The organism is Brevibacterium casei CIP 102111 (genome assembly GCF_900169275.1).
Taxonomy (GTDB): domain Bacteria; phylum Actinomycetota; class Actinomycetes; order Actinomycetales; family Brevibacteriaceae; genus Brevibacterium; species Brevibacterium casei.
The window spans coordinates 252,894-276,554 of sequence record NZ_FXZC01000001.1 but is presented as its reverse complement, the minus strand read 5'-3'; the positions used below and the strand labels follow the sequence as shown (position 1 = coordinate 276,554).

The following is a 23,661-nucleotide window of genomic DNA, read 5'->3' as shown; positions in this document are numbered from 1 at the left end:
GGCCGCCATCGCCCCGTGCCTGCGAGATATCCACCGTCATCGGTCCTTTCATCGCTTTCGAACCAGCGTGACCGAGCCCCGCGGATTAGTCCAAGGCCTGTTTGCGATGAGACCAATAGCATATGCCTATGGATATCCGCCAGCTGCGCCAGTTCCTCGCCGTCGTCGACACCGGAAGCTTCACGAAGGCCGCGGAAGCGATGCTCGTCGCCCAGCCCTCCCTGTCCCAGACGATCAGGGGGCTCGAACGCGAGCTCGGCGTCTCGCTCTTCAACCGCATCGGACGCACGGTGAGTCTGAGTGAAGCCGGACGCGAGTTCGAAGGTCCCGCCCGGCTCGCCGTCCGCGACCTCGACGCCGCGAAGGCACACATCGACCGTCTCCGCGGGCTCCAGTCCGGCCGGATCGAGATCGCGGCGATGCCGTCGCCGAGCATCGAACCGCTCACCGCGCTCATGGCGTCATTCGCCACCTCTCACCCGCAGATCGCCTTCGCAGTCGACGGCACCTTCACCGTCGATGAGACGATCGATGCCGTCCGCCACGGCCGCGTGGAGATCGGCTTCCCCGGCAGTCGCGGTCCGCTGCGTCTCACCGACCTCGACGTCCTCCCGGTCTCCGCCCAACCCCTCAGGCTCGCCCGCAGACGTGAGCCCGGCGCACCCCGGGACACCCCGGTCGATCCGCGGACCCTGACAGGGACCCGCTTCGTCGTCTCCCACTCCGGGTCGCTCATGCGCGCCTACGTCGATGAACTCATCGCCGACGGCGTCGGCATCGAGATCACCGCCGAGGTGGCCCACCGCACCTCGATCATCCCGCTCGTCCGAGCCTGCATCGGCACAGCCGTCCTCCCCTCCGCCTGGCAGGCGTTCGCCGGGGCCGACGTCGAACTCGTCCCCCTCCTCGGCGCACCGTCGCTGCACGTCTCCGCGATCTCCCGCCCCGAGGGCCTCACCCCGGCCGCGGCCGCGTTCCTCACAGCGACCGCGAAGGTCGCCGCCTCCGCCGGGACGACGCAGCCGACGTGAATCGCGGCCGGACGGTGCGCACACCGTTGGCCCGGTCCGCGCCCCGCGGGCCCGGACCCGCCCCTGACGGTCGGCGCTGACGTCGGACCGCCTCGGCGGGGTCGAAGGCAGACGGTCGACTCATAGGCAGAGCCAATGGATACGATCGCGAACGGGTCTTGGACTTATGCGCCGTCTCCGCGCTCAATGGAAGGAGCCCGACCGCACCCGAACGAGGACAGCCATGACCGACACCCAGACATTCTCCATCGCCTCCATCCCCGGTGACGGCATCGGCGGCGAGGTCGTCGCCGCGGGACTGCGCGTCCTCGACACCGTCGCGAAGCTCTCCGATGGGGACATCGCCTTCGATGTCACCGAGTACCCGTGGAGTTCGGCCTACTACCTCGAGCACGGCACCTACATCCCCGAGGGCGGGCTCGAGGATCTGCGGAAGCACGATGCGATCTACTTCGGGGCGGTCGGCTCGGCTGATGTCCCCGACCACACGAGCCTGTGGGGACTGCGCCTGGCCATCACGCAGCCCTTCGACCAGTGGGCGAACATCCGCCCGGTCACCTTCCTCCCGGGCGTCGAGTCGCCGTTGCGCAAGGCCGACGACGCCGACCTCGACTGGATCGTCGTGCGCGAGAACAGCGAAGGCGAATACGCGGGCATGGGCGGACGCAACCTCAGCGGCCGCGGCCCCGGCAACGAGGTCGCGCTGCAGACGAGCCTCCATACCGAGAAGGGCACCGAGCGGATCATCCGCTTCGCCTTCGACCTCGCCCGCACGCGAGCAGTGAAGAAGGTCTCGTCGGTGACGAAGTCGAACGCCCAGCAGTACGGCATGGTCCTCTGGGACGAGGTCTTCGCGCGCGTCGCCGCCGACTATCCCGATGTCGAGACCGAGAGCGTCCTCGTCGACGCGATGAGCGCGAAGTTCGTCCTCCACCCCGAGCAGCTCTCCGTCGTCGTCGCCTCCAACCTCCATGCCGACATCCTCTCCGATCTCGGCTCCGCCCTCGCCGGCAGCCTCGGCCTGGCCGCGAGCGCGAACCTCAACCCCGAGAAGCGCTTCCCATCGATGTTCGAACCCGTGCACGGGTCGGCCCCCGACATCGCCGGCCTGGGGGTGTCCAATCCGATCGGCGCGATCTCGTCGGCAGCGCTCATGCTCGACGACTTCGGCCTGCATCAGGAGGCCGACGAGGTCCGGTGCGCCATCGAGAACGTCACTGGCGCGGGCATCCTTCCCCGCGACCTCGGGGGCGAGTCGAACACGATCGAGATGACGGAGGCGATCGTCGCCCAGCTCGAAGCCCTCCACGCCGAGGCGGCCGTGCCCGAACCCTCACACTGAGAGTCCGCCCGGAGGGGTGAGGGAGAGATGACGCCCGCCGTCGCGTTACATTTCGCGGCGGCGGGCGTCGTCTTCGGACCCCGGCGGCACCCCTCAGCTGTGGGTCTGCTTCTCCACGGCGGCGTCCTTCGCGCGATCGAACTGGAACGTCGAGTGCTCGATGGAGATGTTGAAGTGCTTCGCCACGCAGTCCTGGAGGTCGGCGAGGATCTTCGGAGCGTGCCCGTCGTAGAAGCACTCGTCGGCGAGCACGACGTGCGCAGTGAGCACCGGAAGGTTCGAGTCGATCCGCGTGACGTGGAGGTCGTGGACCTCTTCGACGTGGTCGACGTCCTCGATGTGCTTCCTGACATCGTCGAGATCGAGCTGCTTGGGGGCGGACTCGAGCAGGATCGACCCGGTCTCACGGAGGATCGCGAAGGCGCGCGGAACGATGATCGCGGCGATGAAGAGGGCCGCGACGGCATCGGCCCGCGTCCAGTCGAAGAGCCAGATCGAGACCGCGGCGACGATGACGCCGACCGAGCCGAGCGCATCGGCGATGACCTCGAGGAACGCCGCCCTGAGGTTGAGCGAGGAGTTCTTCGAGGAGGTGAGGATGAGGATCGAGACGACGTTGCCGGCCAGACCGACGACACCGAAGATGAGCAGTTCGGGTCCCGGCACCTCCGGCGGCGCGAAGAACCGGCGCACACCCTCGATGAGGCTGTAGATGCCGAGGCCGAGGAGCAGCGTCGCCTGCGCTCCGGCGGCGAGCACCTCGGCGCGCTTGAAGCCCCAGGTCTTCTGCCCCTTCGGCGGCCGGGCCACCAGCGTCGCCGCGAAGAGCGCGATGCCGAGCCCGATGAGGTCGACGGAGTTGTGCCCGGTGTCGACGAGGAGCGCGAGCGACCCCGTCCAGATCGAGCCGAAGACCTGGAAGGCGAAGATCACCAGGACGATGCAGAACACGACGGCCAGGCGCTTGCGCGACCCGGTCTCGTGTGAGTGGTCGTGTGACATGAGGACTCCTTTCGAAGTCACATTAACATATGCGTATGTATTTATAAATTGCGAAGCGCTGTCCGCTGTGTGCCGCTCATCACCCTGGGCTCACGGCCCCGACCGCGTCCGGGAGGCCAGTTCGCCTCCTGCCCCACGCCATGCCCGAAGCACAGAGCGCCCCCGAGGCGGATCCGGTTCGATAATCGCGTGATCGTCGAACCGGATGCTCCTCGGGGGCGCATGGCTGGGGCCGAATCGGCCGGACTGCGGCAGGCCGCCAGCTACTCGCCGCCGGGCTCGTCGTCGGAGTCATCGTCCGTCCCCGAGGGGCCGGACTCGGAACGGTCGGTGCCGCCAGCACCGGCCCCGCCGGTCGAACCCGGGCCGCTCGTGCCAGTGCCAGGGCCTCCGGCTCCCGACGCTCCGGCTCCTCCGGCACCTCCGCCGTCGCGGCGGCGCAGCGCCTCGTCGATGTAGGCCTGGACGTCGATGCCGGTGGCACGCTTGACCTCGTCGCCGATGTGCTGGATGTCGATTCCGCCGTCCGCGTCGAGGAAGTCAGCCGGGTCGAAGCCCGCCCACTGACCGCCGTCGCGCTGACCACCGTCGCGCCGGCCGCCGCGCGGACGGCGGCCACCGGGCGCACTGCCGCGGCGACCGCTGCGATCGGCACCCCCACCTCGGCGGGGGCCGGCTGCACCATCGTCGTCAGCCAGCCGGCCCTCGATCACCTGACCGCCGGACCCTGAATCCGAACCGGATCCTCCGCCGGGCCCCGAACCGGACCCGCCGTCGGACCCCGCACCCGGGCCCGAACCGGCTCCGTCATCCCCGTCGCCCCCGTCGGGGTTCTGCGCCCGATCGACGAGGTCGGTGAGGTCGATGCCGGTCGTGCCGCGCACGACCTCGAGGACCTGCGCGAGGTTGTTCGACACGGAGTTCGCGAGCTTCGACTCGCCGTCGGTCGAGACGATCGAGAGGTCCTTGATGTTCGAGTACGGAGCGACGAGCTCGCCGGCGATGTCGGGAAGCACCTCGAGGACCTTCGAGAGGACGGCCGCGTCGTTGAACTTCTTGTACGCCTCGGCCTGGGCTTCGAGTGCCCGCGCCTCGGCCTCACCGCGCGCCTTGATCGCATCGGCCTCGGCCTGGCCTTCGAGGCGGATCGCCTCCGCTTCCTTCGACCGGCGGTGGAGTTCGGCCGCCGCCTCGGCGCGGCCCTGGGCCTCGATCTCGTAGGCCCGGGCGTCGGCCGCGGCCTGCTGCCGGTAGCGTTCGGCGTCGGCGGGCCTGCGGACCTCGGCGTCGAGCTGCTCGGCACGCAGCTCCGCGGCTTCCTTCGCGACGACGCGGTCGCGTTCGAGCAGCTTCTGCTTCTCGGCCGCGGCCGCGAGGGGGCCGGCGTTGTCGGCCGTCGCCTGCCGCTGATCGGCCTCCTCCTTCAGGGCGGCACGGCGGAGAGCGAGCTGCTGCTGCTGTTCGGCGATCGCCTGGTCGGTCAGCGCCTGCTGCTTCTGCGTCTCCTCGTTCTGCTGCGCCTCCTCGACGGCGGCGGCACGGGAGGCGTTCGCCTCGGCGATGGCGGCGTTCTTCGCGACCTCGGCGGCCTGCGGACGACCCCAGTCGCGCAGGTAGCTGCCCTCGTCCTCGACCGCGGAGATCTGGAAGGTGTCGATGACGAGACCCTGGTTGTTCATCGAGTGCGCGGACTCCTCCTGCACCTGAGCGGCGAAGGAGGCGCGGTCCTGGATGATCTGCTCGACGGTGAGCGTGCCGACGACCGCGCGCAGGGTGCCCGAGAGGATCTCCTTCGAGTAGTGGTCGATCTGATCCTGCTGGTCGAGGAAGCGCTGTGCGGCCTTGCGCACGTCATCGTCGGTGCCCCCGACCTTGACCTGAGCGACACCGCGCAGCTTGAGGGCGATGCCGTTCTTCGAGATGCCGTCGATCTCGACGGAGATCTGCCGCGAGGACAGGGAGAGGATGAACGCCTTCTGCACGATCGGATAGACGACAGCGCGCCCGCCGATGATGATCCGCCCCGACCCCGACGCTCCCGAGGCGTTGCGACCGGTGATGATGAGCGCCTCGGACGGGGAGGCGATCTTGTACGACCGGAGGATGACGACGAGTGCGATGAGCACGATGACGATGATGGCGCCGATGCCGACGACGCCGAGCATGAGGTCCATGAGCGGGCCTTCCGTTCCTCGTAAGGGATGCGATGAGGGCGGCCCGGTCGGCCGCCCCATGCTCACCACCCTATCGGAGGGGCTCAGTGTTGCCCAGGGTCATCCTTCCGATGATCCCAGGTGAGAGCCTCGCCGAGGCGGGGCTCAGTGTCCGCGATGCTCAGTGAGCGCGGGGCTCGGTCCGGCTCACTTCCCGGGAGGTCCGACGACGAGGAGACCGGCGAAGACGACGATGACGACGACGAGGCCGATGCCCGCTGCCAGCCCCGGGGAGCGGATCGCCCACGCGCACAGCTTCTCCAGTGGTCCGCGGGGTGCGCGCCCCTCACGTCCGAGACCCCACCCGCCGTCGAGCGCGCCCGCCCGGTTCGAGGCGATCTCGAACGGGATCGTCGCGAACGGGATGACGGCCGAGACGAGCCCCATGAGGAGACGGCCGATGCCCCACTTCTGCGAGACGCCGACGAGGATGACGACGACGACGAAGCAGAGGAAGACGAACCCGTGGATCCCGCCTCCGATGCGCACGCCGACCTCGGTGGTCTTCGTGACGTATTTGAGGAACATGCCGAAGAGGAGGAGCGCCCACGTGATGGCTTCGGCCACGGCGAAGAAATTGAAGAGCTTCTTGGGAGTCACGGGAACCCATTGTGCCGGGCGAAGCTGAATGCGTCCTGCAGGAGAGGCGATTCTGTGGGCATGAACACCTCGGTCAGCGCCGCAGACACGAACACGCGGGCCGGCGAACTTGTCCAGTCACCGGCCCGCGTGGCTTCGGGGTTGTTACTGCAGGCTGCCGGCCCTGCGGCGGCGGGCTCCCATGGTCATGACCACACCGAGCACGATGAGCGCTGCGGCAGAGGCGACGAGCGGGAGGGCTTCGGAACCGGTCCGCGGCAGGTCTCCCCCGCCTCCGGCACCCGGATCGTCCGCTCCGGCGGCGACGACCTCGAACGAGCCGGTGAGCGCGTCTCCGCCCTCACACTCGACCGAGACATCGTAGCTGCCGACGTACTGGGCCGACTGCGACGCGTCGAGACCGCGGACGCCGAAGTTCGCGATGCTCTCGGCACTGACGGTCGCCGTCTGCTCGAACTTCTCGATCTTCCCGTTCTTCGGGGTCACGGTCATGGTCGCCGTGGTCTCGGGCGTGCACCCGGCCGCGGTGACGGCGACTCCCCTGTCGGAGACGAAGTCGTTCTCGTCGATCGTCGTCGGGTCGATCGTCAGCTTCCGCTCGACCGGATCGTCCGTGGGCGACTCGGTCGGCGTCTGCGTCGGGGTCTCGGTGGGCGTCTCGGTCGGGGTCTCCGTCGGCGTCGGCGACGGCGCATCGGTGAGATCGTAGGCGAGCGCGTGCACCGAGTACGCGATCGCAGGAGCGAAGATGTCGATGGACTCCTTGCTCATGTTCTCGATCGTGTCACTGGGCTGGTGGTAGTTCGTGTCGTGCTTGGCACCGACGGTGCCGCCGAACATCTCAGCCTCTTCGGCCGTCTTCGTTCCGTCCGCTCCGGAGAACAGACCCGAGGCGGGAATCCCCGCGTCGATGAACGCCTGGTAGTCCGAGCGACCGGAGAAGTCCGTGCCGACGTTGGGCTGGTCGACGGTCTCGAAGTAGTCGGTGAAGACCTTCTCGAGCTCAGCGGACCCTGCGGGCACGTTGATGTCGTCGGGGATCGGAACATCCGACCCGTCGGAGTCGAGGGTGCCGACGATGTAGTTGTCCGAGCCGATCATGTCGAAGTTCATGTACGCCTTGACCTTGGCGAGTTCGCTCGCGCTCAGGCTCTCGACGTACCTCTCGGATCCGACGAGACCGACCTCCTCAGCGCCCCACCATGCGAAGCGCACCGCGTTGTCGACCTCGGTCGGCTGCTTCGCGAGCGCTTCGGCGCTGGCGAGCAGGGCCGCGGAACCCGAGCCGTTGTCGTTCGCGGCTGGGCCCTCCGGCACACCGTCGAGGTGGGCGCCGAACATCTGGACGTTGTCCTTGTCGCCCGCCTTCGTCTCGGCGATGACGTTCCACGTCGTCACCGTCTTGTACTCGGTCTCGAGCGTGAAGTCCGTCGACGGGGCCTCGCCGTCACCGGCGGCCTGGATCGCCTCGAGCAGTCCGTTGCCGAGGTTGTAGGTCGTGCCCACGGTCGGTGCACCGTTCTCGATGCGCGCGCCGAGGGTGGCGTTGAGCTCCTCGTCGGGTGCGTCCTTGGTGTTGTTGTAGATGATGACGGCGGCTGCCCCCGCGTCGGTCGCGGCCTGCGCCTTTTCCCCGAAGGTGCAGGAACCGCGGGCGACGAGGACGACGGCACCCTCGGCGGTGTCGTCGTAGTCGGTGGCCGCGCAGCCGAGCTGGCCCCCGGCCAGGTCGGAGTAGTCGTCGTCGGTGGGCAGCACGAGCGGCACGTCGGTCAGCGGTGCCTCGGTGCCCTCGGTGTAGCTGGCAGGGTTGACGGCGATGTCCTCACCGTCGACGCTGACCGCGACCTCACCGTAGGTCTGATCCTCGATGTCGAAGGCCTGGCGCGTGACGTCGTAGGCGCCGGTGGCCTCGAGCGTCTGCTCGACGTACTCCACCGCCTCCTCGTAGCCGGGCGTGCCCAGGGCGCGGAAGCCCGAGTCCTTGTTCGCCACGGAGATGTCGGAGATGTTCTGGAGGTGATCCATCACGGCGTCGCCGGTGACGCCCATGTCGGTGTGCTCTGTCGGTCCCGCGGTGCCGGCGGCCGTCGCCGGCGCCATGCCTCCCAGGACCAGTCCCGCTGCTGCGGTGACGGCCAGAGAGGCTCTGATGCGTAACTTCATGGAGTTCCTTTCGCTCCTCAGGTGCCACGCGAATCCGTCCCCTCGAATGGGCCGTCGATCGTGCACGACCCTGCACTCCGGTCCGTGCGCAGGCCTGCGCCCGACTGCGGAGTCCGCAGCGGCGCGGCGCGCTTGGTGCTGGGAGGATCTGACTCTTGCGTTCCGCCGAGCGATCCGCCGCTTGGTAACGAATCACAAACTTCTATAACGAAACGGTGACACAATTCACATAGTTCATCAACTTAGCCGATCAGGGACGCGCTGAGGTCACGAATAGGTAACAAACAATAGTTAAGCAATTGCGCAAGTATTGAAATCATGACCGCATCCCCCGTAGAATCCGACCAGTGAGTAACCAGCAGTCCTCGGCCCCAGCGCCCTCGGAGTCACCCGATCGCCGAACCATCCGCCGGTGGCAGCGCTACCTCGCGAACGAGCGCCTCGAAGAGCGCGTCTACCGTGACCTCGCTGCCCGACGCACCGGTGAGGACCGCGAGATCCTCCTCGCCCTCGCCACCGCCGAGTCCCGGCATCAGCAGCATTGGATCAGCCTCCTCGGCGAGCACGCCGAGAAGAAGCGCACCCCCGACCTCGTCACGCTCAGCCTCGCGTTCTTCGGCCGCCTCTTCGGATCCGTCTTCATCCTCGCCCTCGCCCAGCAGTCGGAGACGAGCTCGCCGTATCAGAACGAGGTCGCCGCCTCCCCGGAGATGGCCGCCGACGAGCGGATCCACGCCGAGGTGGTCCGAGCCCTGGCCGCCCGATCCCGCGCCCGACTGTCCGGCAACTTCCGCGCCGCCGTGTTCGGCGCCAACGACGGACTCGTCTCCAACCTCGCCCTCGTCCTCGGCGTCGGGGCAGCAGGGGTGTCGAACACCGTCATCCTCCTCACCGGCATCTCCGGGCTCCTCGCCGGCGCCCTGTCGATGGGGGCCGGCGAGTACATCTCCGTCCGCTCCCAGCGCGAGCTCCTCGACGCCTCGACCCCGGACCCCGAGTCGCGGCATGCGCTGGCCGACCTCAACATCGACGCGAACGAGCTCGCTCTCGTCTTCCGTGCCCGCGGGATGGATCCGGCCGAGGCCGAGGCCCAGGCGCACCGAACGATCGCCGAGGCGAAGTCGACGCAGGCTCCGCAGCTGCCGAGCCTCGACGCGGGAGTCGACCGCGACGAGCTCGGCACGGGCATCGGCGCGGCGATCTCGAGCTTCTGCTTCTTCTCCTCCGGCGCGCTCATCCCCATCCTTCCCTACATCTTCGGCATGTCCGGACTGCCTGCCGTGTTCCTCTCCGCCGGCCTCGTCGGCATCGCCCTCCTCTTCACCGGCGGCACAGTCGGCCTGCTCTCCGGCAAGGCGCCCGGTCCGCGCGCGCTGCGGCAGATGGCGATCGGCTTCGGTGCGGCCGCCGTCACGTACGGTCTCGGTCTCCTCTTCGGCATCAGCACTGCCTGAGAACATCCTCACCTGCCGGGAAGGTCTCCCGCAGGCGGGGCGGCGACCGTAGACTGTGGGCATGACCGAAGTCCTCGTCCTCATCGATCCCGGCGCGTCGACGATCAGGTCGGCTCCGCTGAACTCGCCCCAGCTGCCGGTGACGGATCTCGCGGCCCACCGAGGGGATGGGATCTTCGAGACCGTCCTCGTCCGCGTCGACCCGGCCACGCGCGAGCCCACCGTCGTCTCCCGCGAACGGCACTTCGCCCGCTTCCACTCCTCCGCCTCGGCGCTCGAACTTCCCGAACCCGATCGCCGGCTGTGGCGCCAGGCCGTCGACACCGTCGTCGCCGAGACGATCAAGGCGAACCCCGGGGTCACCGAGTTCGCCGTGCGCTACTCCCTCTCACGGGGCACCGACGCCCCGCGCGGCTGGGCGTTCTCCCTGCCCATCGAGGACAGCATCGTCACCGCCCGCGCCGAGGGCGTGCGCGCAGTGAGCATCGACCGAGGCTTCCCCGCCTATCTCGGGCGGACCTCCCCGTGGCTGCTCCTCGGCGCGAAGACCCTGTCCTACGCCGTCAACCAGGCGGCGCTGCGCTATGCGCGGGCCCAGGGCGTCGACGAGGTCGTCTTCGTCTCCCACGACGGCATCGTCCTCGAGGGACCGACGTCGAACATCGTCATCCGCCGAGGCGACCACCTCCTCACCCCGGACCCGACCGCCGGTCTGCTCGCCGGCACGACGCAGCGTCTGCTCTTCGACCATGCCGGCCGGCTCGAGCTGCGGGCGGACTTCGCCGATCTCAGCCTCGACGACGTCCACGCCGCCGACGGCGCGTGGCTCGTGTCCTCGGTCCGCACGGCGGTGACGCTGCGTGAGCTCGACGGCAGGGAGCTCAACCGGGACGAGGCTCTGACCAGGGAGTTCCAGAGGATCATCGCCGCCGGGTGAGACCCCCGGACTGGACCGACCCGCGGGTCCCGGGCGGACGCTCACGATCGTCGTCGACGCGTGGGACCGTGGCGGCGAGGATGAGCCCGAGGATCGAGGCACCGCAGCCGGTGAGCCAGAGCACCCAGAAGGCGGGAGCGAGGTCGGGGACGAGACCGAGGACGAATCCGGCCCCGCCGAGCACGAAGAGGCTCGTGACGACGACGTTCTTCCGTCTGCTCAGCACTGTGTCCACCTCTCGACTGCCGTGCCTCCACGCTACGGGGGCGAGCACGCCCGGCACATCCCACGAAAGTATGAAATCGACCCGCCTGCGATAGTGTGGTCACCGAGGATCCCTCGCCACCGCGCGGGGTCTCTCGACCCCCGAACTTCGGACGAAAGGACACGGGCATGGGAAAGCTCGCTTGGCAGATCATCGGCGTCGGAGCCCCCATCGCGGCGGCATTCGCAGCCCGCAAGGTGCTCACGTTCGCCTGGGAGAAGTCGACGCACCGCCCCGCACCGTCGAATCCGGTCGATGAGGAGATCACGATGTCCGAGGCTCTCGCCTGGACGGTCGTCTCCGGTGTCGGCGTGGCCGTCGCCCAGCTCATCGTCCAGCGCCTGGCGGCGAACACCGTGCGCAACAACTTCGGCGACGAGGCGCTGCCGAAGAAGTTCCGCAAGCAGATCGCCGAGGGCGTCGACTGACCCTCACCGACACCGGATGTGCGAACGGCCCCGGATGCCGACCAGTGAGTCGGCATCCGGGGCCGTTCGCATCGGCGTCCCGATCGCCGGCAGGCATGTCGACCGGACCTGCTCCGCTCTGACGAGGTTTCAGGCGCAGAGAGCGTCGAGCATCGCTGCGAGTTCCGCCGCATCGATCTGCCCGGGTGCCGAGGCCTGCCCCATCTGGGCGAAGGTCGCGCAGCTGCCGAAGTCCCCTCCGAGGATGCGGCTGGTCCGGCCCAGCCGTCCCATGGAGATTCCGATGACGGGGCAGTCGAGCCGGGCCTCGGATTCGGCCGTGGCCCGCAGGAGGTCGGCGACATCGGCCGGAGACTGCGGCATCATCGCGATCTTCGCGACGTCGGCACCGGCCTCGCGCATCGCCGCCAGTGTCGTCCGCATCTCGGGGACGCTGTCCGTGGCGGTGAAGTTGTGCTGCGAGGCGACGACCGCGGCCCCCTGCGCATGGACGGCGTCGATGAGGTCCGGCGCACCCGACCGGGCGATCTCGACGTCGACCGCCGCCGTCCCGAGAGCGCCGAGGCGGCGCACCACCTCGGCGTAGTCCGCTTCGCTGATGTCGGCCTCCCCTCCCTCGAAACCGGAGCGCAGGGTGACGAGCACGGGCGGCCCCGCCGAGGTCACGTGCGGGGCGAGGGCGCGGACCGCCTCGGCGACGGCATCCGCATCGACCCGGGCAGGACCCGCATCCGTCGCCTCCGCGGCCTGCCCGAGCGCGACGACGAGCGGATCGATGCGCCATTCGATGACGTCGACGATGCCGCTCGCGGCGATGTCGGCACAGGCGGCGGACAGGGAACTGGGATCAGTCTGCTGGACGGGAACGATGATCGCCGGTCGTCCCGGATCGCGCTGTGCCGGGGTCGGCAAGCGCCCGGAGGAGGCGGCGGAGAGGAACGGCAGCGGCTTCACGCCTCCACCATAGAGGGTCGACGAGCTCGCCCGCTGAACATTCCGCACAACGTCCGCGATAACCGAACTCACAAGTCAGTGAATGCGGGGAAATGCGCGGAATAGGTGTCAGGAAACCTCGACCGACGCTGTGAATGTAACGATCAAATAACACACCGACTTGCATCGTCCCTGGTGAGATAGCCTGTCAAACACAACACTCCGGATATCAGGAATAAAGTTTCCGCTGAAATGCATGGAGAATTCTATAATGATCGAGAGAATTCCGTGAGCGGTGAGGCCCACGTGATCGACCTGGTCATCGCCTCACCGCGCGACAGGGTGGCGCCTCTCGTGGCTGCGGAGCATCTGGACTGCAAGGAGGAAGCGCGTGAGCGTCGTCAGAGCGTCACATGTCTACAAGGTCTTCGGCAAACGGCAGAACGAAGTCGTCAAGCGCCTCGAACAGGGCGCCGATCGGGATGAGCTGACCAAGCTCGGCACTGCCGCGGTCATCGACGCGAGCTTCGAAGTCGAACCGGGTGAGATCTTCGTCGTCATGGGACTCTCGGGGTCAGGGAAGTCGACGCTCATCCGCACTCTCAACGGTCTCTGGTCGACGACGTCGGGTTCGGTCGAGGTCCTCGGCACCGACATCGCCAAGGCCGACGCCGGAACCCTGCGCAGAGTCCGCAGCGAGCACATCTCGATGGTGTTCCAGCACTTCGCGCTCCTCCCCCACCGCACCGTCCGCGAGAACGCGGCCTATGCGCTCGAACTCCGCGGGGTGCCGAAGGCCCAACGCCTGGAGAAGGCCGACTACTGGCTCAACGCCGTCGGCCTCAAGGGCTGGGGCGACAAGGTCCCCGGTCAGCTCTCCGGCGGCATGCAGCAGCGCGTCGGTCTGGCCCGGGCGTTCACGGCGGAGACGGACATCCTCCTCATGGATGAGGCGTTCTCCGCGCTCGATCCCCTCATCCGCCGTGAGATGCAGGAGCTCCTCGTCGAACTCCAGTCCAAGTTCAAGAAGACGATCATCTTCATCACCCACGACCTCAACGAGGCGATGTTCATGGGCGACCGCATCGCTGTCATGCGCAACGGTCGGATCGTGCAGATCGGCACTCCCGAGGACATCCTCACCGACCCGGCGAATGACTACGTCGCCCAGTTCGTCCAGGACGTCGACCGGGCCCGCGTGCTCACCGCGAGCAATGTCATGGAGAAGCCGCGTCAGGTCATCTCCGATCAGAGCGGCCCGAGGGTCGCGCTGCGGACGATGCGCGACGGGTACTCCTCGGCCGTCTACGTCACCGATCGCGACCGCCGCTTCCTCGGCGTCGTCACCGACCGCGACGCCGTCGACCGGATCCGCGCCGGGGCAAGGACGCTCGAGGGCATCATCGCGCCTCCGGCGCAGGTCGCTTCCCCGGACGATGTGCTCATCGACCTCTTCATCCCGTCGGCGGAGTCGCCGCTGCCGCTGCCCGTCGTCGACGACCAGGGGCTCCTCGTCGGCGTGATCCCCCGTGCCACGCTCCTCGCCGCGCTCGGCCACCAGTCCGGGGACGGAGAGGTGCGGCCACCGGCACCACCGCTGGCCGCGAGCGAGATCGACGAGGTGCTCGCCGACGAACCCGCCCCCGTGGGCACCGAGGACGCCGTGAAGAGAGAGGCCCTGTGATGGAGGACATCAGAATTCCGGTCGGTGAATGGGCGGATGTCGCCTTCGACTGGCTCAAGGACAATCTCGCCTGGCTCTTCGACTTCATCACCCTTGTCGTCCGCTTCCTCGTCGACACCCTCACCGAGGTGCTCGTCGATCTCCATCCGCTCGTCATCATCCTCATCCTCGCGTTCTTCGGACTGCTCGTGAGGTCGTGGCAGTTCGCCGTCGGCACCCTCATCACGCTGTTCTTCATCATGACGATGGACCAGTGGGTCTCCGCGATGCAGACGCTCGCCCTCGTCGTCCTCGCCGCGCTCGTCGCGATCATCATCGCGATCCCCGTCGGCATCCTCGCGGCTCGAAACGACACGGTCTCGGCGATCGTCAAACCGATCCTCGACTTCATGCAGACGATGCCGGCCTTCGTCTACCTCATCCCGGCCGTGACCTTCTTCAGCATCGGCGTCGTCCCGGGTCTCGTCTCCACGGTGATCTTCGCCCTGCCCCCGGGCGTCCGCTTCACCGAGCTCGGCATCCGCGGTGTGGACTCCGAGACCGTCGAAGCCGGATACGCGTTCGGTGCCACGCCTCGCCAGATCCTTCGCGGCGTCCAGCTGCCCCTGGCCACCCCGACGATCATGGCCGGCATCAACCAGGTCATCATGCTCGCCCTGGCGATGGCCGTCATCGCCGGCATCGTCGGCGCCGACGGGCTCGGCAAGAACGTCGTCGAAGCCGTCGCCACACAGAACCTGCCGCTGGGCATCGAGGCCGGGCTCGGCGTCGTCATCCTCGCCATCTACCTCGACCGCGTGACGGCGGCGCTGGGATCGGCGAAGGACTACCCGAACTCCCTCCTCGGCATGCTCAAGCGTCGCCGGAACACCTCGGCGGAGAGCCGGCAGATCGCACAACCGCGGGAGGTCGACGTCGTCGAGATCGACCGAGTCCAGAGCTGAAGACCATCCGACCATCACCCCGAGAAGTAAGGAAACCACGATGAAGAAGCGTTTCGTCACGAAGATCGCCGCCGTCGGTGCTGCCCTGGCGCTGGCTCTGTCCGGCTGCTCCCAGGAGGCCAGCAAGGACAACGCCTCCGGCGGAGGCGACAAGGGCACCATCACCCTCGGATTCATCCCATCCTGGACGGATGGCCTGAGCACCGCCTACCTGCTGGAGAACCAGCTGACCAAGCTCGGCTACGACGTCAAGATGGAGACGATCACCGAGGCCGCGATCCTCTACTCGGGTCTCGCCAACGGCGACGTCGACATCTACCCCTCGGCGTGGCCGGAGGTCACCCACAAGCAGTACATGGACGAGTACGGCGACAAGCTCGAGGACCTCGGCGCCTACTACGACAACGCGAAGCTGACCATTGCGGTGCCCTCGTACTCGAACATCAACTCGATCGAGGACCTCAAGGGCAAGGCGAGCGAATTCGACGGCAAGATCATCGGCATCGAGCCCGGCGCGGGTCTCACCGCGCAGACGAAGGACAAGATGATGCCCGAGTACGGTCTCGACGGCGAGTACGAGCTCGTCACCTCGTCGACTGCGACGATGCTCACCGAGCTGAAGAACAAGATCGACAAGAAGGAAGAGGTCGTCGTCACCCTGTGGCGTCCGTTCTGGGCGAACAGCGCCTACGACGTCAAGGACCTCGAGGACCCGAAGGGCGCGATGGGAGAGCCCGAAGCGCTCCACTTCCTCGGCACCAAGGGCTTCTCCGAGAAGAACCCGGAGGCTGCCGAGTACATCAAGGGCATCAAGCTCGATGACAAGCAGTACGGTTCGCTCGAGGACATGGTCGTCAACAAGTACGGCGAGGGCAAGGAGGCCGAGGCCGTGGCCCAGTGGATCAAGGACAACCCGGACGCCTACTCCACGGAGATCAGCGAATGACCGCTGAGACCATCCTCGGCTGACCTGTCAGCCACCGGTCATAGACTGGGCCCGTCGGCTCGCACCGCGAGGCGACGGGCCCAGTCGTCTCCTCACTCAGACTCAGGCGGACCGATGACACAGAGCAGACCGGAGACCGGACTCCACCGCGCGTCCCTCGCCTCCCCGGTCGGCACGTTGCTGCTCTCGAGCACGGGCACGGCGATCGTCCGGGTCGAATGGGTCGACGACAGCGACCTCGGTGCCGCGCAGACCGCAGCAGGCGACACGTCCGACGGCTCGGGAGCGGACCGCGATCCGCTCCTTGCCGAAGCCCTCGGCCAGGCGGGGGCCTACTTCGACGGCCGCCTCGGCGAGTTCGATCTGCCGCTGGGACTCGACGGACTCTCCGCCTCAGCGACGACGGTCCTCACCGTCCTCGCGGACACGGTGCCGTTCGGGGACACGATCACCTACGGTGAGCTCGCCGCCCGGACCGGAACCGCGATCCCGGCCCGGGCGATCGGCACCATCATGGGCCTCAACCCGCTGCCGCTGCTCATCCCCTGCCATCGGGTCGTCGCGGGCGACGGTCTCGGCGGCTATTCGGGTGGGCGCCGCGGCGAGGGCCTCGAGACCAAGCGACGGCTGCTCGAGATGGAGGGAGCGCTGCCGAACCCGCTCTTCTGAGCGGGCCGGCGGCGCGCTCACCCCTCGAACAGCGCCTGGCCGACGTATTCGCCTTCCCGGACGCCGCGCGGGATCGCCCACACCGTCGACGCGATGGGCACCGTCCAGATGTTGAGCAGGTCCACCTCGGCGAGGCGGCGCTGGATCGGCAGGAACTGCCGCTCGATGTCGGCCTGGAAGGACGCGAACATCAGGCCGGTCTCCCCGCCCGCACCGGTCTCGTAGTTGTACGGGCGGCGGTGGATCTGCACCTCGGGACCGAGCCCGTCGCGTGAGCGAGCGATGTGCGAGGCCGACGAGATCTTCGTCAGACCCCGCTTGTCGACGGCCTTGAAATCCGGATCGGTGAACTCGGTCCCGCCCGAGAGCGGAGCCCCCGAGCCGACCGTGCGCCCGATCGCGAACTCCCGTCCCGGCCGGTCGGCCTCGTCCCACGTCTCGAGGTTCATCGCGATGTCCCGCAGCACCAGGGTCGTGCCGCCCTGCAGCCAGTCGGGCAGATGCGCGCCGAGATCGCTCGGCGGCTCACCACGGGAGGAGAACACCGGGTTCTCCCGACCGCTCGCCTTCCCCCACACGAGGCGGGTGAAGTCCTCGGTGCCGGGAGTCGGACTCGCGGTGCCGTCGAGCTGGCCGAAGAGGTTGCGCTGCGTCTTCCCCTCGCCCTTCGTTCCGTACGACCGACGGAATCCCGTGCGCTGCCACGCCACCTCGGCGAACGAACGCGAGTCCTTCCAGATCATTCGACGGGCGTGCGCGACCGCGATCGGGTCGTCACCGCAGATCTGCACGAGCAGATCGCCCTTCGACCGCTGCGGGTCGAGACGGTCGATCGAGAACTTCTCGAGCGGAGCCAGCCACTCGGGAACGGCCCCGGCACCCTTCGTCGCGACGAGACCCCGACCGAAGCCGAAGGTCACCGTCAGGCCCGCAGGGTCGTTCGCGAGCTCGGGTTCGGAATCCGCCAACGGCGCCGTTCCCTGGGTGAGCGCCGCGGCATCCGCGGTGAGCAGACGCAGCCAGCGGACCACCTCGGCGGCGGTCGACCCCGGTTTGAGCTGGAAGGAGAGGAACTCCCCGTGGGCCTGCGGCATCGTCTCGACCCCGGCCTGGTGCTCACCGAAGTAGGGCACGGTGACGATCCCGTTGGCACCCTGGGTGTCGCGCTGCGGCTGAGCGTCCTCCTTCGCATCGGCCTGACGGCCGATCGCGAAGCCGGCGAGGGATCCGACGGCACCGGCGCCGCCGGCGACGGCCGCCGACGCGATGAGGCGTCGGCGGCTGAAGCCGGAGCGGGCGGTGGGCGCCTGGGCGTCGGCGTCCCCGCCCGACCGCGGCTCGGCGGCCGGGTCGGAGCTGGGAGTCACCTCTGGTTCATGGTCCGGCGAGCGGGGGTCACTTGTCACCGGACATGTCCATACCGCTCATGTCGCCCATGCCGTCCTTCTCGGACTTCTCGCCGTCCTTGCCGGCCTCGGCCTCGCCGGGGGCATAGGTCTCCTGCGCGCCCGAGTAGTCCTTGGCGATCGCCTTGACGGGGATGGTCTCGTCATCGGCGGTGACGAGCTGGACGTCGATCTCCTCGCCGGCCTTGATCGGCTGCTTGAGATCCATGACCATGATGTGGTTGCCGCCGGGCTCGAGGACGAAGGAGCCGCCTGCGGGGATGACGAATCCGCCCTTCTTCTCGCGCATGGTCATCGTGCCGGTGCCGTCGTCGACGGTCTCGTGGAGCTGGACCATGCCGGCGCCGTCGTACTTCGCGGCGACGAGGTTGATGTCCTTGTCGGTGGTGTTCTCCAGGGTTCCGAAGATACCGGTCATGCCCTCCTCAGCGGTCTTGACCCAGGCATCGCCGAGGGTCAGGGACGCCGAGGCGGCCTGTGAGGTGCTCGCGGCCTCCGGCTCGCTCGTGTCGTTCTGTCCGCACGCGCTGAGACCGAGGACGAGGGCGGCGGAAATGGCCGCGGCGGGGAGGACGGAGGTGATGATGTTCTTACGCATGAGTCTGCACTTTCTGAGTCTGTCTTTCGGTGGCACTCGACGCGGTCTGCTGCGGTCGTCCGATGAGCCTGTGCGCACATCGGAGGGTCATGGCCGACGACGGCGGGGCCGGGAACGGCGCGGCCGACGCTGGCACATCCGTCCGTGGTCAGGTGCCGTCCGCCTCGGCGAGGCAGAGGACGGCTGCACGGGTGGAAGACCGCAGGGACCGGGCGGCGAATGCCGATGGTGCCGGGCAGCACGACGTCGACGGCATGGGGCCGCGACGGACTGCCGGTGGGTGAGGTGTCAGACGAGTGCGGGAGGTCCGCGGCGATAGTTCGGGCCGATGACCGCGGTCGCGATCGTGGCGGGAAGCGCGCAGACCTCGAGGACGACGCGGGTGTCCGCGGCCGCGAGCGTGCGACGGGCGAGCACGAGGGCGCGCATCGCGAGTCGGACGGGGCCGACCGCGAGCTGGAGGATGCTGAAGACGAGGTCCTCGCCGCGCTTGAGGATGAAGGCGGTGATGACGATGGCGACGAGGTGGGCGATGACCATGGGCACGCCCGCGCCGTTGGAGTGATCCATCGTCTGGCTCATCGCAGCGGCCTGGCTGAGGTCGAGCGACCCAGCCGGCTGGCTCATCATCGCGTGCTCGCTCGCCGACATCCCGGCCATCTGCGGCGAGCCCGCGGACTGGCCGGCGGCGTGGCTCATCGACCCGAACCACCCCATCGAGACGTGCATGAGGATCTGTCCGAGGCCGATGATCGCCATGAGCGAGAGGTGGCCGAGACGGCGTCCGGCGAGAATCATCGCTGCCCAGAGGACGAAGACGAAGACGAAGCCGGTGCCGAGGACGGAGAAGTCTCCGCCCGCGCCGACGTGCATGAGCTGGGCGAGGAGCGTGGTGATGAGTGCGGCGAAGAGAGCACGAACGGACTTGTGCCAGCCGGTCATGCCACCTCCTCACTTCAGGACTCGCTCAGGCTTTCCGGACCTTCTACTCAGTGTAGAACCGGGGCGTGCGGCGTGCCAGTCGGCGACAGCGCACCGTCGGCCCCGAAGAAGTGTACCGACCGGAGGTGAACGCCGGGAACCGCGCAGCGGACAGTGCGTGGGCAGGTGGCGGGGTGGTCGCGACCGGGTGGCGGGCAGGACGGCAGCCTCCACTCGTGTGCACCCCCTCCACAGGCTGTCTTCTGCTTGTGGTCGAAGAACCGAGGGAAATCGGCCGAAATGCCCGATTATCCACGGTTCTTCGACCACAACTGAGGCGGGCATCGACGCAGGTGAACCGGCATTGCTGAGGTCTGCTGCGGTGGTCGGCCTGTGTCGGCGGCCGACTCGTCTGCGCAGATGCTCGACTCGGGCGCACCGGCGCTGTGGACGACGGTTCCTGTCCACAGGTGCGTCTCCGGACCTTTCCGTCCTCGCCTCGGACGGTCACCATCGGCGGCATGCAGGGACACTTCGAGAGACGCAGGACACAGAGGCTCTACCGCAGTCGCGACGCAGCGGACAACGGCGTGACGGAATGGGGCCTGCGGAACACCGAGATCGCGCCGCGGATCATCCACGGGATCCGAGTCGCCCCGGGCGAGTTCGATGTCCGCCGGGTTCCTCAATGGGCTGATACAGAATGGGAGACCACCAGCGAATCACTCAGGGCCCTCCAGCTCATCCACCCGGAGATCGCTGCCAGCCACGCATCCGCTGCCCGCCTCTTCGGTCTGCCGCTGCCCCGCCGACTCGGAGACCAGTTGCTTCACGTCGCCACCGCGGACAGGGACCAGCGGATCCGCCGCCCCGGCGTCGTCCTCCACCGGACGAACGACTTCGCCGCAGCGACCCTCCTCGGACACCGGATCATCACTCCACCGGTCCTGTTCCTTCAGCTGGCGACGATCCTCACGCGGGATGAGCTCGTCCAAGCCGGAGACGCGATGATCGGCTCATGGCACGGCCCGCCGCTGTGCACGGCAGACGACATCGCCGCGCACTTCGCGTCCCGCAGCGTGGTCCGCGCGGGGAGGACCGCCTCTGCCGCGCTCGAGCTCATCCGGCCGGGCGTGGACTCTCCGCAGGAGACCGACCTGCGCCTGTGGGCGATCTCGGTCGGGCTGCCCGAGCCGGAGATACACCCTGCTGTGTGGTGCCGCGAGCTGGGGAGGGATATCCATCCCGACCTCGGGTACGAACGGGCGCGCCTCGGCCTCGAGTACGAGGGAGACCACCATCGCACCGATAAGCACCAGTGGGACGACGACATCCAACGGGTCAACGCTCTGGCCGCGGAGGGTTGGTTGATCATCAGGGTGAATTCGCGGACGAATCGTGCCCGCCTCGAGCGCAGCATCCGCGAACATCTCGCCGCAAGGGGCGTGCTCTGAGCTGAGGGCGCAGCTGCGGTCGAAGAACCGTGGAGAATCGCGCATTTCGGCCGATTTCCCTCGGTTCTTCGACCACTTTCGGAAGAAGCGACCAGGGAATCCCAGCCGTCGCGCGATCACATGCGCAGCCAGGTGTCCTCGGTGCGCTTGACCATCGCGCCCGCCGCCTCGGCGTCCGCCGCCCAGGTCACGGGGTTGCCGTCGGCGTCGACGACGGAGTCGGAGAGGACGATGACGTCGAAGTTGCAGACCAGGGCCGCCATCGCCGAGGCCCACACCGCGCCGGGCGAGTCGTCGACGCCGGCGATGACGATGCGGTCGACGGCCATGTCGTGGAGGCCGGCGGCGAGGTCGTCGACGCCTTCGAAGATGTCGGGGTTGTCCGAGCGGAGCACGAGGTCCTCCTCGTCGGGCCCGAAGACGCTGATCTCCGCATCCTCGCGGTCGGTGAGCTCGTCCTTCGTCGAGGCGAAGATGAGCACCCCGCCGACCGCGCGCGTGCGCCCGACGATGCCGCCGAGGGTCTCGATCGCCTGGTCCGAGGTGAAGCCGGTGTCGTCCGTGTCGATGAGGAGCAGAGCATCCATGCGCACCATCCTCCCACGAGATGCCCAAGCGGGAGCATCGGGGCCGCCTCGCTCAGTCCCCGAGCCACACCCTCTGCAGTCGCATGTCGGCGTCGAGGAGGACGCAGTCGGCGAGCTGGCCGACCCGGAGCAGGCTGTGGACCTCGGGATCGACGAGGCCGAGCGCCCGCAGCGGCACGAGGCTCGCGGCCTGGACGGCGGCGATGGGACTCATCCCCACCTCGGCGACGGCCCGGCGCAGTGCCTCGTCCATGGTCAGCGTCGACCCGGCGATCGACCCGACCGACCCGTCGGCGTGCCGGACCCGCGCGACCGAGTCCCTCACCCGCACCGGCAGCGACCCGAGGAGGTAGTCGCCGTCGCCCATGCCGGTCGCCGCCATCGCATCGGTGATGAGCGCGACCCGGCCGGGGGCGAGCTCGGTGATCATCCGCGCCGCCGGTGCCTGGACATGGGTGCCGTCGTTGATGAGTTCGAGCGTGACGTGCGGGGCGTCGAGGGCGGCGAGGATCGGGCCCGGCGCCCGGTGGTGGATGCCGGGCATCCCGTTGAAGACGTGCGTGAGGATGCTCGCCCCGGCGTCGAAGGCGCGTGCCGTCTCGTCGTATCCGGCGGCCGTGTGTCCGACGGCGACCTTCACCCCCGCCGAGGCGAACCGACCGATCGCGTCGAGCGCGCCGGGCAGTTCGGGGGCGAGGGTGACCTGGAGGAGCTCACCGTCGGCGGCCTCGAGGATCCGGTCGACCGCCTCGGCGGTGGGAGGGGTGAGCACCTCGGGTGCGTGGGCACCCTTGAAATCCGGGGAGAGGAACGGACCCTCCGCGTGGAGGCCGAGGATGTCGGGCCGGCCGCGTGCGGCCCGGGCACCGGCGGCGAGCGCCGCAGCCAGCGGGTCGATCCTGTCGGAGACGAAGGAGAGGGTGAGCGCCCGGGTGCCGTGGGCGCGGTGGACGGCGAGGATCTCGCCGAGGTGGTCCGGCCCGTCCTCGACGTTGTGTCCCCCCGCGCCGTGGACGTGCATGTCGACGAACGCGGGTGCGAGGTGGGCGCCGGCGGCGTCGACGACCTCCGTGTGCGGGCCTGTGAGACTCTGCCAGTGTGCTCCCCGCCCGCGGGCGAGGACGGTGCCGCCGGCGACCGCGAGCCACGTGTCGGCGAAGTCCGTCGAATACGTCGCCGGGTCGCTGTCGAGGATGACGGCGTCGTGGACGATCGCCTCGGCCGGAGTCGGCATGGTCTCGGGGACCGCACTCATCGCCGCTCTCCGTCCGGCCGGGTGGGGGCGAGGTCGACGGCGTAGCCGGCAGCCGTGAGCTCCCGCAGCTCATCCTCGCCGAGGCTGTCGTCGGTGATGATCTCCTCGAACACCTCGGTCCCGCCCACCGAGGCGAAGGACCGGCGGCCGCACTTCGAGGAGTCCGCGACGACGATGGCCCGCTCCGCGCGCTGCGCCATGAGCCGGTTGACGTACGCTTCGTCCTCGTTCGCCGTCGTCCCCCCGGCGGTCGCCGAGAACGCGTGGACGCCGATGAACGCGAGGTCGATCCAGATGCCGCGGAGCACCGCGTCGACGAATGAGCCGACGAGTTCGAAGCTCGAGGCGTTGATGACCCCACCGCAGACGATGACCTTGATCCCCGGATGGACGGCGAGCTTGTGGGCGATGTCGACGGCGTTGGTGACGATCGTGAGGTCGTGGAGGAGGTCGTCGCGCTGGCTGAGGGCGTCGGCGACCATGAACGTCGTCGTCCCGCCGGAGAGTCCGATGACCGATCCGGGAGTGATCCGGGAGACCGCGGCCCGGGCGATCGCGGCCTTCGCCTCGGTCGCAGCGGCCTCCTTGTAGCGCAGGGAGAGGTCGTAGTCGACGTTCCGCCTGCTCGCACCGCCGTGGGTGCGCTCGAGGAGGCGCCGCTGCTCGAGGAGGTCGAGGTCGCGGCGCACGGTGGCCAGTGACACCCCGAGCTCCTCGCTCAGCGCTTCGACTCCGACGGTGCTGTCCCGGTCGAGGCGCGCGAGGATGCGGTCGAGGCGGTCTTCACGGGGGCTCATAGTGCCACCCTCGGGCCTCGTGCACGGGT

Annotated in this window: 22 protein-coding genes; 10 read left to right on the top strand and 12 right to left on the bottom strand. The window is 68.6% G+C overall.

The features are described 5' to 3' along the window. The first annotated feature begins 128 nt into the window (after positions 1 to 128). Both BC102111_RS01250 and BC102111_RS01245 read left to right on the top strand, forming a co-directional pair. Complete coding sequence (locus BC102111_RS01250) at positions 129 to 1,031, top strand: LysR family transcriptional regulator (RefSeq protein WP_101623403.1); 903 nt, start codon at positions 129 to 131, stop codon at positions 1,029 to 1,031. A 223-nt stretch (positions 1,032 to 1,254) separates the two neighbouring features. Then, positions 1,255 to 2,373 carry a tartrate dehydrogenase gene (locus tag BC102111_RS01245; protein WP_101623402.1) on the top strand — a complete coding sequence of 373 codons (1,119 nt, stop codon included), beginning with the start codon at positions 1,255 to 1,257 and terminating at the stop codon, positions 2,371 to 2,373. Positions 2,374 to 2,466: 93 nt separating this feature from the next. Here BC102111_RS01245 and BC102111_RS01240 read toward each other — a convergent pair whose 3' ends face one another. The 4 genes from BC102111_RS01240 to BC102111_RS18120 form a co-directional block, all read right to left on the bottom strand. Further along, on the bottom strand, positions 2,467 to 3,375 hold the full coding sequence (locus BC102111_RS01240; RefSeq protein ID WP_101623401.1) for a cation diffusion facilitator family transporter: 909 nt from the start codon (positions 3,373 to 3,375) through the stop codon (positions 2,467 to 2,469). A gap of 263 nt (positions 3,376 to 3,638) precedes the next feature. Next, positions 3,639 to 5,549 (bottom strand): flotillin family protein, encoded by a 1,911-nt coding sequence (locus BC102111_RS01235; RefSeq protein ID WP_101623400.1) that lies wholly within the window; start codon positions 5,547 to 5,549, stop codon positions 3,639 to 3,641. A gap of 186 nt (positions 5,550 to 5,735) precedes the next feature. After that, positions 5,736 to 6,188, bottom strand: coding sequence for a DUF3817 domain-containing protein (locus tag BC102111_RS01230; RefSeq protein WP_009378643.1), 453 nt, complete (start codon positions 6,186 to 6,188; stop codon positions 5,736 to 5,738). Between the two features lie 144 nt (positions 6,189 to 6,332). Continuing rightward, positions 6,333 to 8,354, bottom strand: a complete 2,022-nt coding sequence (locus BC102111_RS18120; protein WP_101623399.1) for a M28 family peptidase — start codon at positions 8,352 to 8,354, stop codon at positions 6,333 to 6,335. Positions 8,355 to 8,701: 347 nt separating this feature from the next. On the opposite strand from BC102111_RS18120, the gene BC102111_RS01220 reads away from it, so the two are divergent. Together BC102111_RS01220 and BC102111_RS01215 are read left to right on the top strand one after the other, a co-directional pair. Next, the gene (locus BC102111_RS01220) at positions 8,702 to 9,808 is read left to right on the top strand and encodes a VIT1/CCC1 transporter family protein (protein WP_009378641.1); all 1,107 of its coding nucleotides are present in this window, start codon (positions 8,702 to 8,704) and stop codon (positions 9,806 to 9,808) included. 61 nt (positions 9,809 to 9,869) lie between these two features. Further along, positions 9,870 to 10,745, top strand: coding sequence for an aminodeoxychorismate lyase (locus tag BC102111_RS01215; protein ID WP_009378639.1), 876 nt, complete (start codon positions 9,870 to 9,872; stop codon positions 10,743 to 10,745). On the opposite strand, the gene BC102111_RS01210 is transcribed toward BC102111_RS01215, so the two are convergent. Further along, positions 10,729 to 10,980, bottom strand: coding sequence for a hypothetical protein (locus BC102111_RS01210; protein ID WP_009378637.1), 252 nt, complete (start codon positions 10,978 to 10,980; stop codon positions 10,729 to 10,731). The genes BC102111_RS01215 and BC102111_RS01210 overlap by 17 nt on opposite strands. A 158-nt stretch (positions 10,981 to 11,138) precedes the next feature. Between BC102111_RS01210 and BC102111_RS01205 the strand changes: the two genes are divergently transcribed. After that, positions 11,139 to 11,438 carry a DUF4235 domain-containing protein gene (locus BC102111_RS01205; protein WP_009378635.1) on the top strand — a complete coding sequence of 100 codons (300 nt, stop codon included), beginning with the start codon at positions 11,139 to 11,141 and terminating at the stop codon, positions 11,436 to 11,438. Positions 11,439 to 11,567: 129 nt separating this feature from the next. Here BC102111_RS01205 and aroD read toward each other — a convergent pair whose 3' ends face one another. Further along, entirely contained in the window at positions 11,568 to 12,392 is an 825-nt protein-coding gene (aroD, locus tag BC102111_RS01200; protein ID WP_009378629.1) for a type I 3-dehydroquinate dehydratase, read from the bottom strand. Between the two features lie 370 nt (positions 12,393 to 12,762). Between aroD and BC102111_RS01195 the strand changes: the two genes are divergently transcribed. The 4 genes from BC102111_RS01195 to BC102111_RS01180 all read left to right on the top strand — a co-directional run bounded on the left by BC102111_RS01195 (position 12,763) and on the right by BC102111_RS01180 (position 16,614). Continuing rightward, a complete protein-coding gene (locus tag BC102111_RS01195; protein ID WP_101623398.1) occupies positions 12,763 to 14,055 on the top strand; it encodes a quaternary amine ABC transporter ATP-binding protein in 1,293 nt (430 codons plus the stop codon). Further along, positions 14,055 to 14,999 (top strand): ABC transporter permease, encoded by a 945-nt coding sequence (locus tag BC102111_RS01190; RefSeq protein WP_009376513.1) that lies wholly within the window; start codon positions 14,055 to 14,057, stop codon positions 14,997 to 14,999. The genes BC102111_RS01195 and BC102111_RS01190 overlap by 1 nt, the downstream gene beginning before the upstream one ends. A 40-nt stretch (positions 15,000 to 15,039) precedes the next feature. Next, a complete protein-coding gene (locus BC102111_RS01185) occupies positions 15,040 to 15,945 on the top strand; it encodes a glycine betaine ABC transporter substrate-binding protein (RefSeq protein ID WP_009376515.1) in 906 nt (301 codons plus the stop codon). A 114-nt stretch (positions 15,946 to 16,059) separates the two neighbouring features. Next, complete coding sequence (locus BC102111_RS01180; RefSeq protein WP_009376517.1) at positions 16,060 to 16,614, top strand: methylated-DNA--[protein]-cysteine S-methyltransferase; 555 nt, start codon at positions 16,060 to 16,062, stop codon at positions 16,612 to 16,614. Between the two features lie 17 nt (positions 16,615 to 16,631). Here BC102111_RS01180 and BC102111_RS01175 read toward each other — a convergent pair whose 3' ends face one another. The 3 genes from BC102111_RS01175 to BC102111_RS01160 form a co-directional block, all read right to left on the bottom strand. Beyond that, positions 16,632 to 17,981, bottom strand: coding sequence for a Dyp-type peroxidase (locus tag BC102111_RS01175; protein WP_009376519.1), 1,350 nt, complete (start codon positions 17,979 to 17,981; stop codon positions 16,632 to 16,634). Between the two features lie 28 nt (positions 17,982 to 18,009). Continuing rightward, entirely contained in the window at positions 18,010 to 18,618 is a 609-nt protein-coding gene (locus tag BC102111_RS01170) for a copper chaperone PCu(A)C (RefSeq protein ID WP_009376521.1), read from the bottom strand. 288 nt (positions 18,619 to 18,906) lie between these two features. Continuing rightward, a complete protein-coding gene (locus BC102111_RS01160) occupies positions 18,907 to 19,560 on the bottom strand; it encodes a hypothetical protein (RefSeq protein WP_009376523.1) in 654 nt (217 codons plus the stop codon). A gap of 500 nt (positions 19,561 to 20,060) precedes the next feature. Between BC102111_RS01160 and BC102111_RS01155 the strand changes: the two genes are divergently transcribed. After that, entirely contained in the window at positions 20,061 to 20,993 is a 933-nt protein-coding gene (locus tag BC102111_RS01155) for a putative endonuclease domain-containing protein (protein WP_131248270.1), read from the top strand. A 116-nt stretch (positions 20,994 to 21,109) separates the two neighbouring features. On the opposite strand, the gene BC102111_RS01150 is transcribed toward BC102111_RS01155, so the two are convergent. Genes BC102111_RS01150 through BC102111_RS01140 form a run of 3 tightly spaced genes read right to left on the bottom strand, consistent with a single transcriptional unit; the run spans position 21,110 to position 23,632 of the window. Beyond that, positions 21,110 to 21,580, bottom strand: a complete 471-nt coding sequence (locus BC102111_RS01150; protein WP_063249556.1) for a cysteine hydrolase family protein — start codon at positions 21,578 to 21,580, stop codon at positions 21,110 to 21,112. A gap of 52 nt (positions 21,581 to 21,632) precedes the next feature. After that, positions 21,633 to 22,835 (bottom strand): N-acetylglucosamine-6-phosphate deacetylase, encoded by a 1,203-nt coding sequence (locus BC102111_RS01145; RefSeq protein WP_095375350.1) that lies wholly within the window; start codon positions 22,833 to 22,835, stop codon positions 21,633 to 21,635. After that, positions 22,832 to 23,632 carry a DeoR/GlpR family DNA-binding transcription regulator gene (locus tag BC102111_RS01140; RefSeq protein WP_063249554.1) on the bottom strand — a complete coding sequence of 267 codons (801 nt, stop codon included), beginning with the start codon at positions 23,630 to 23,632 and terminating at the stop codon, positions 22,832 to 22,834. The genes BC102111_RS01145 and BC102111_RS01140 overlap by 4 nt, the downstream gene beginning before the upstream one ends. Positions 23,633 to 23,661: the final 29 nt, after the last annotated feature.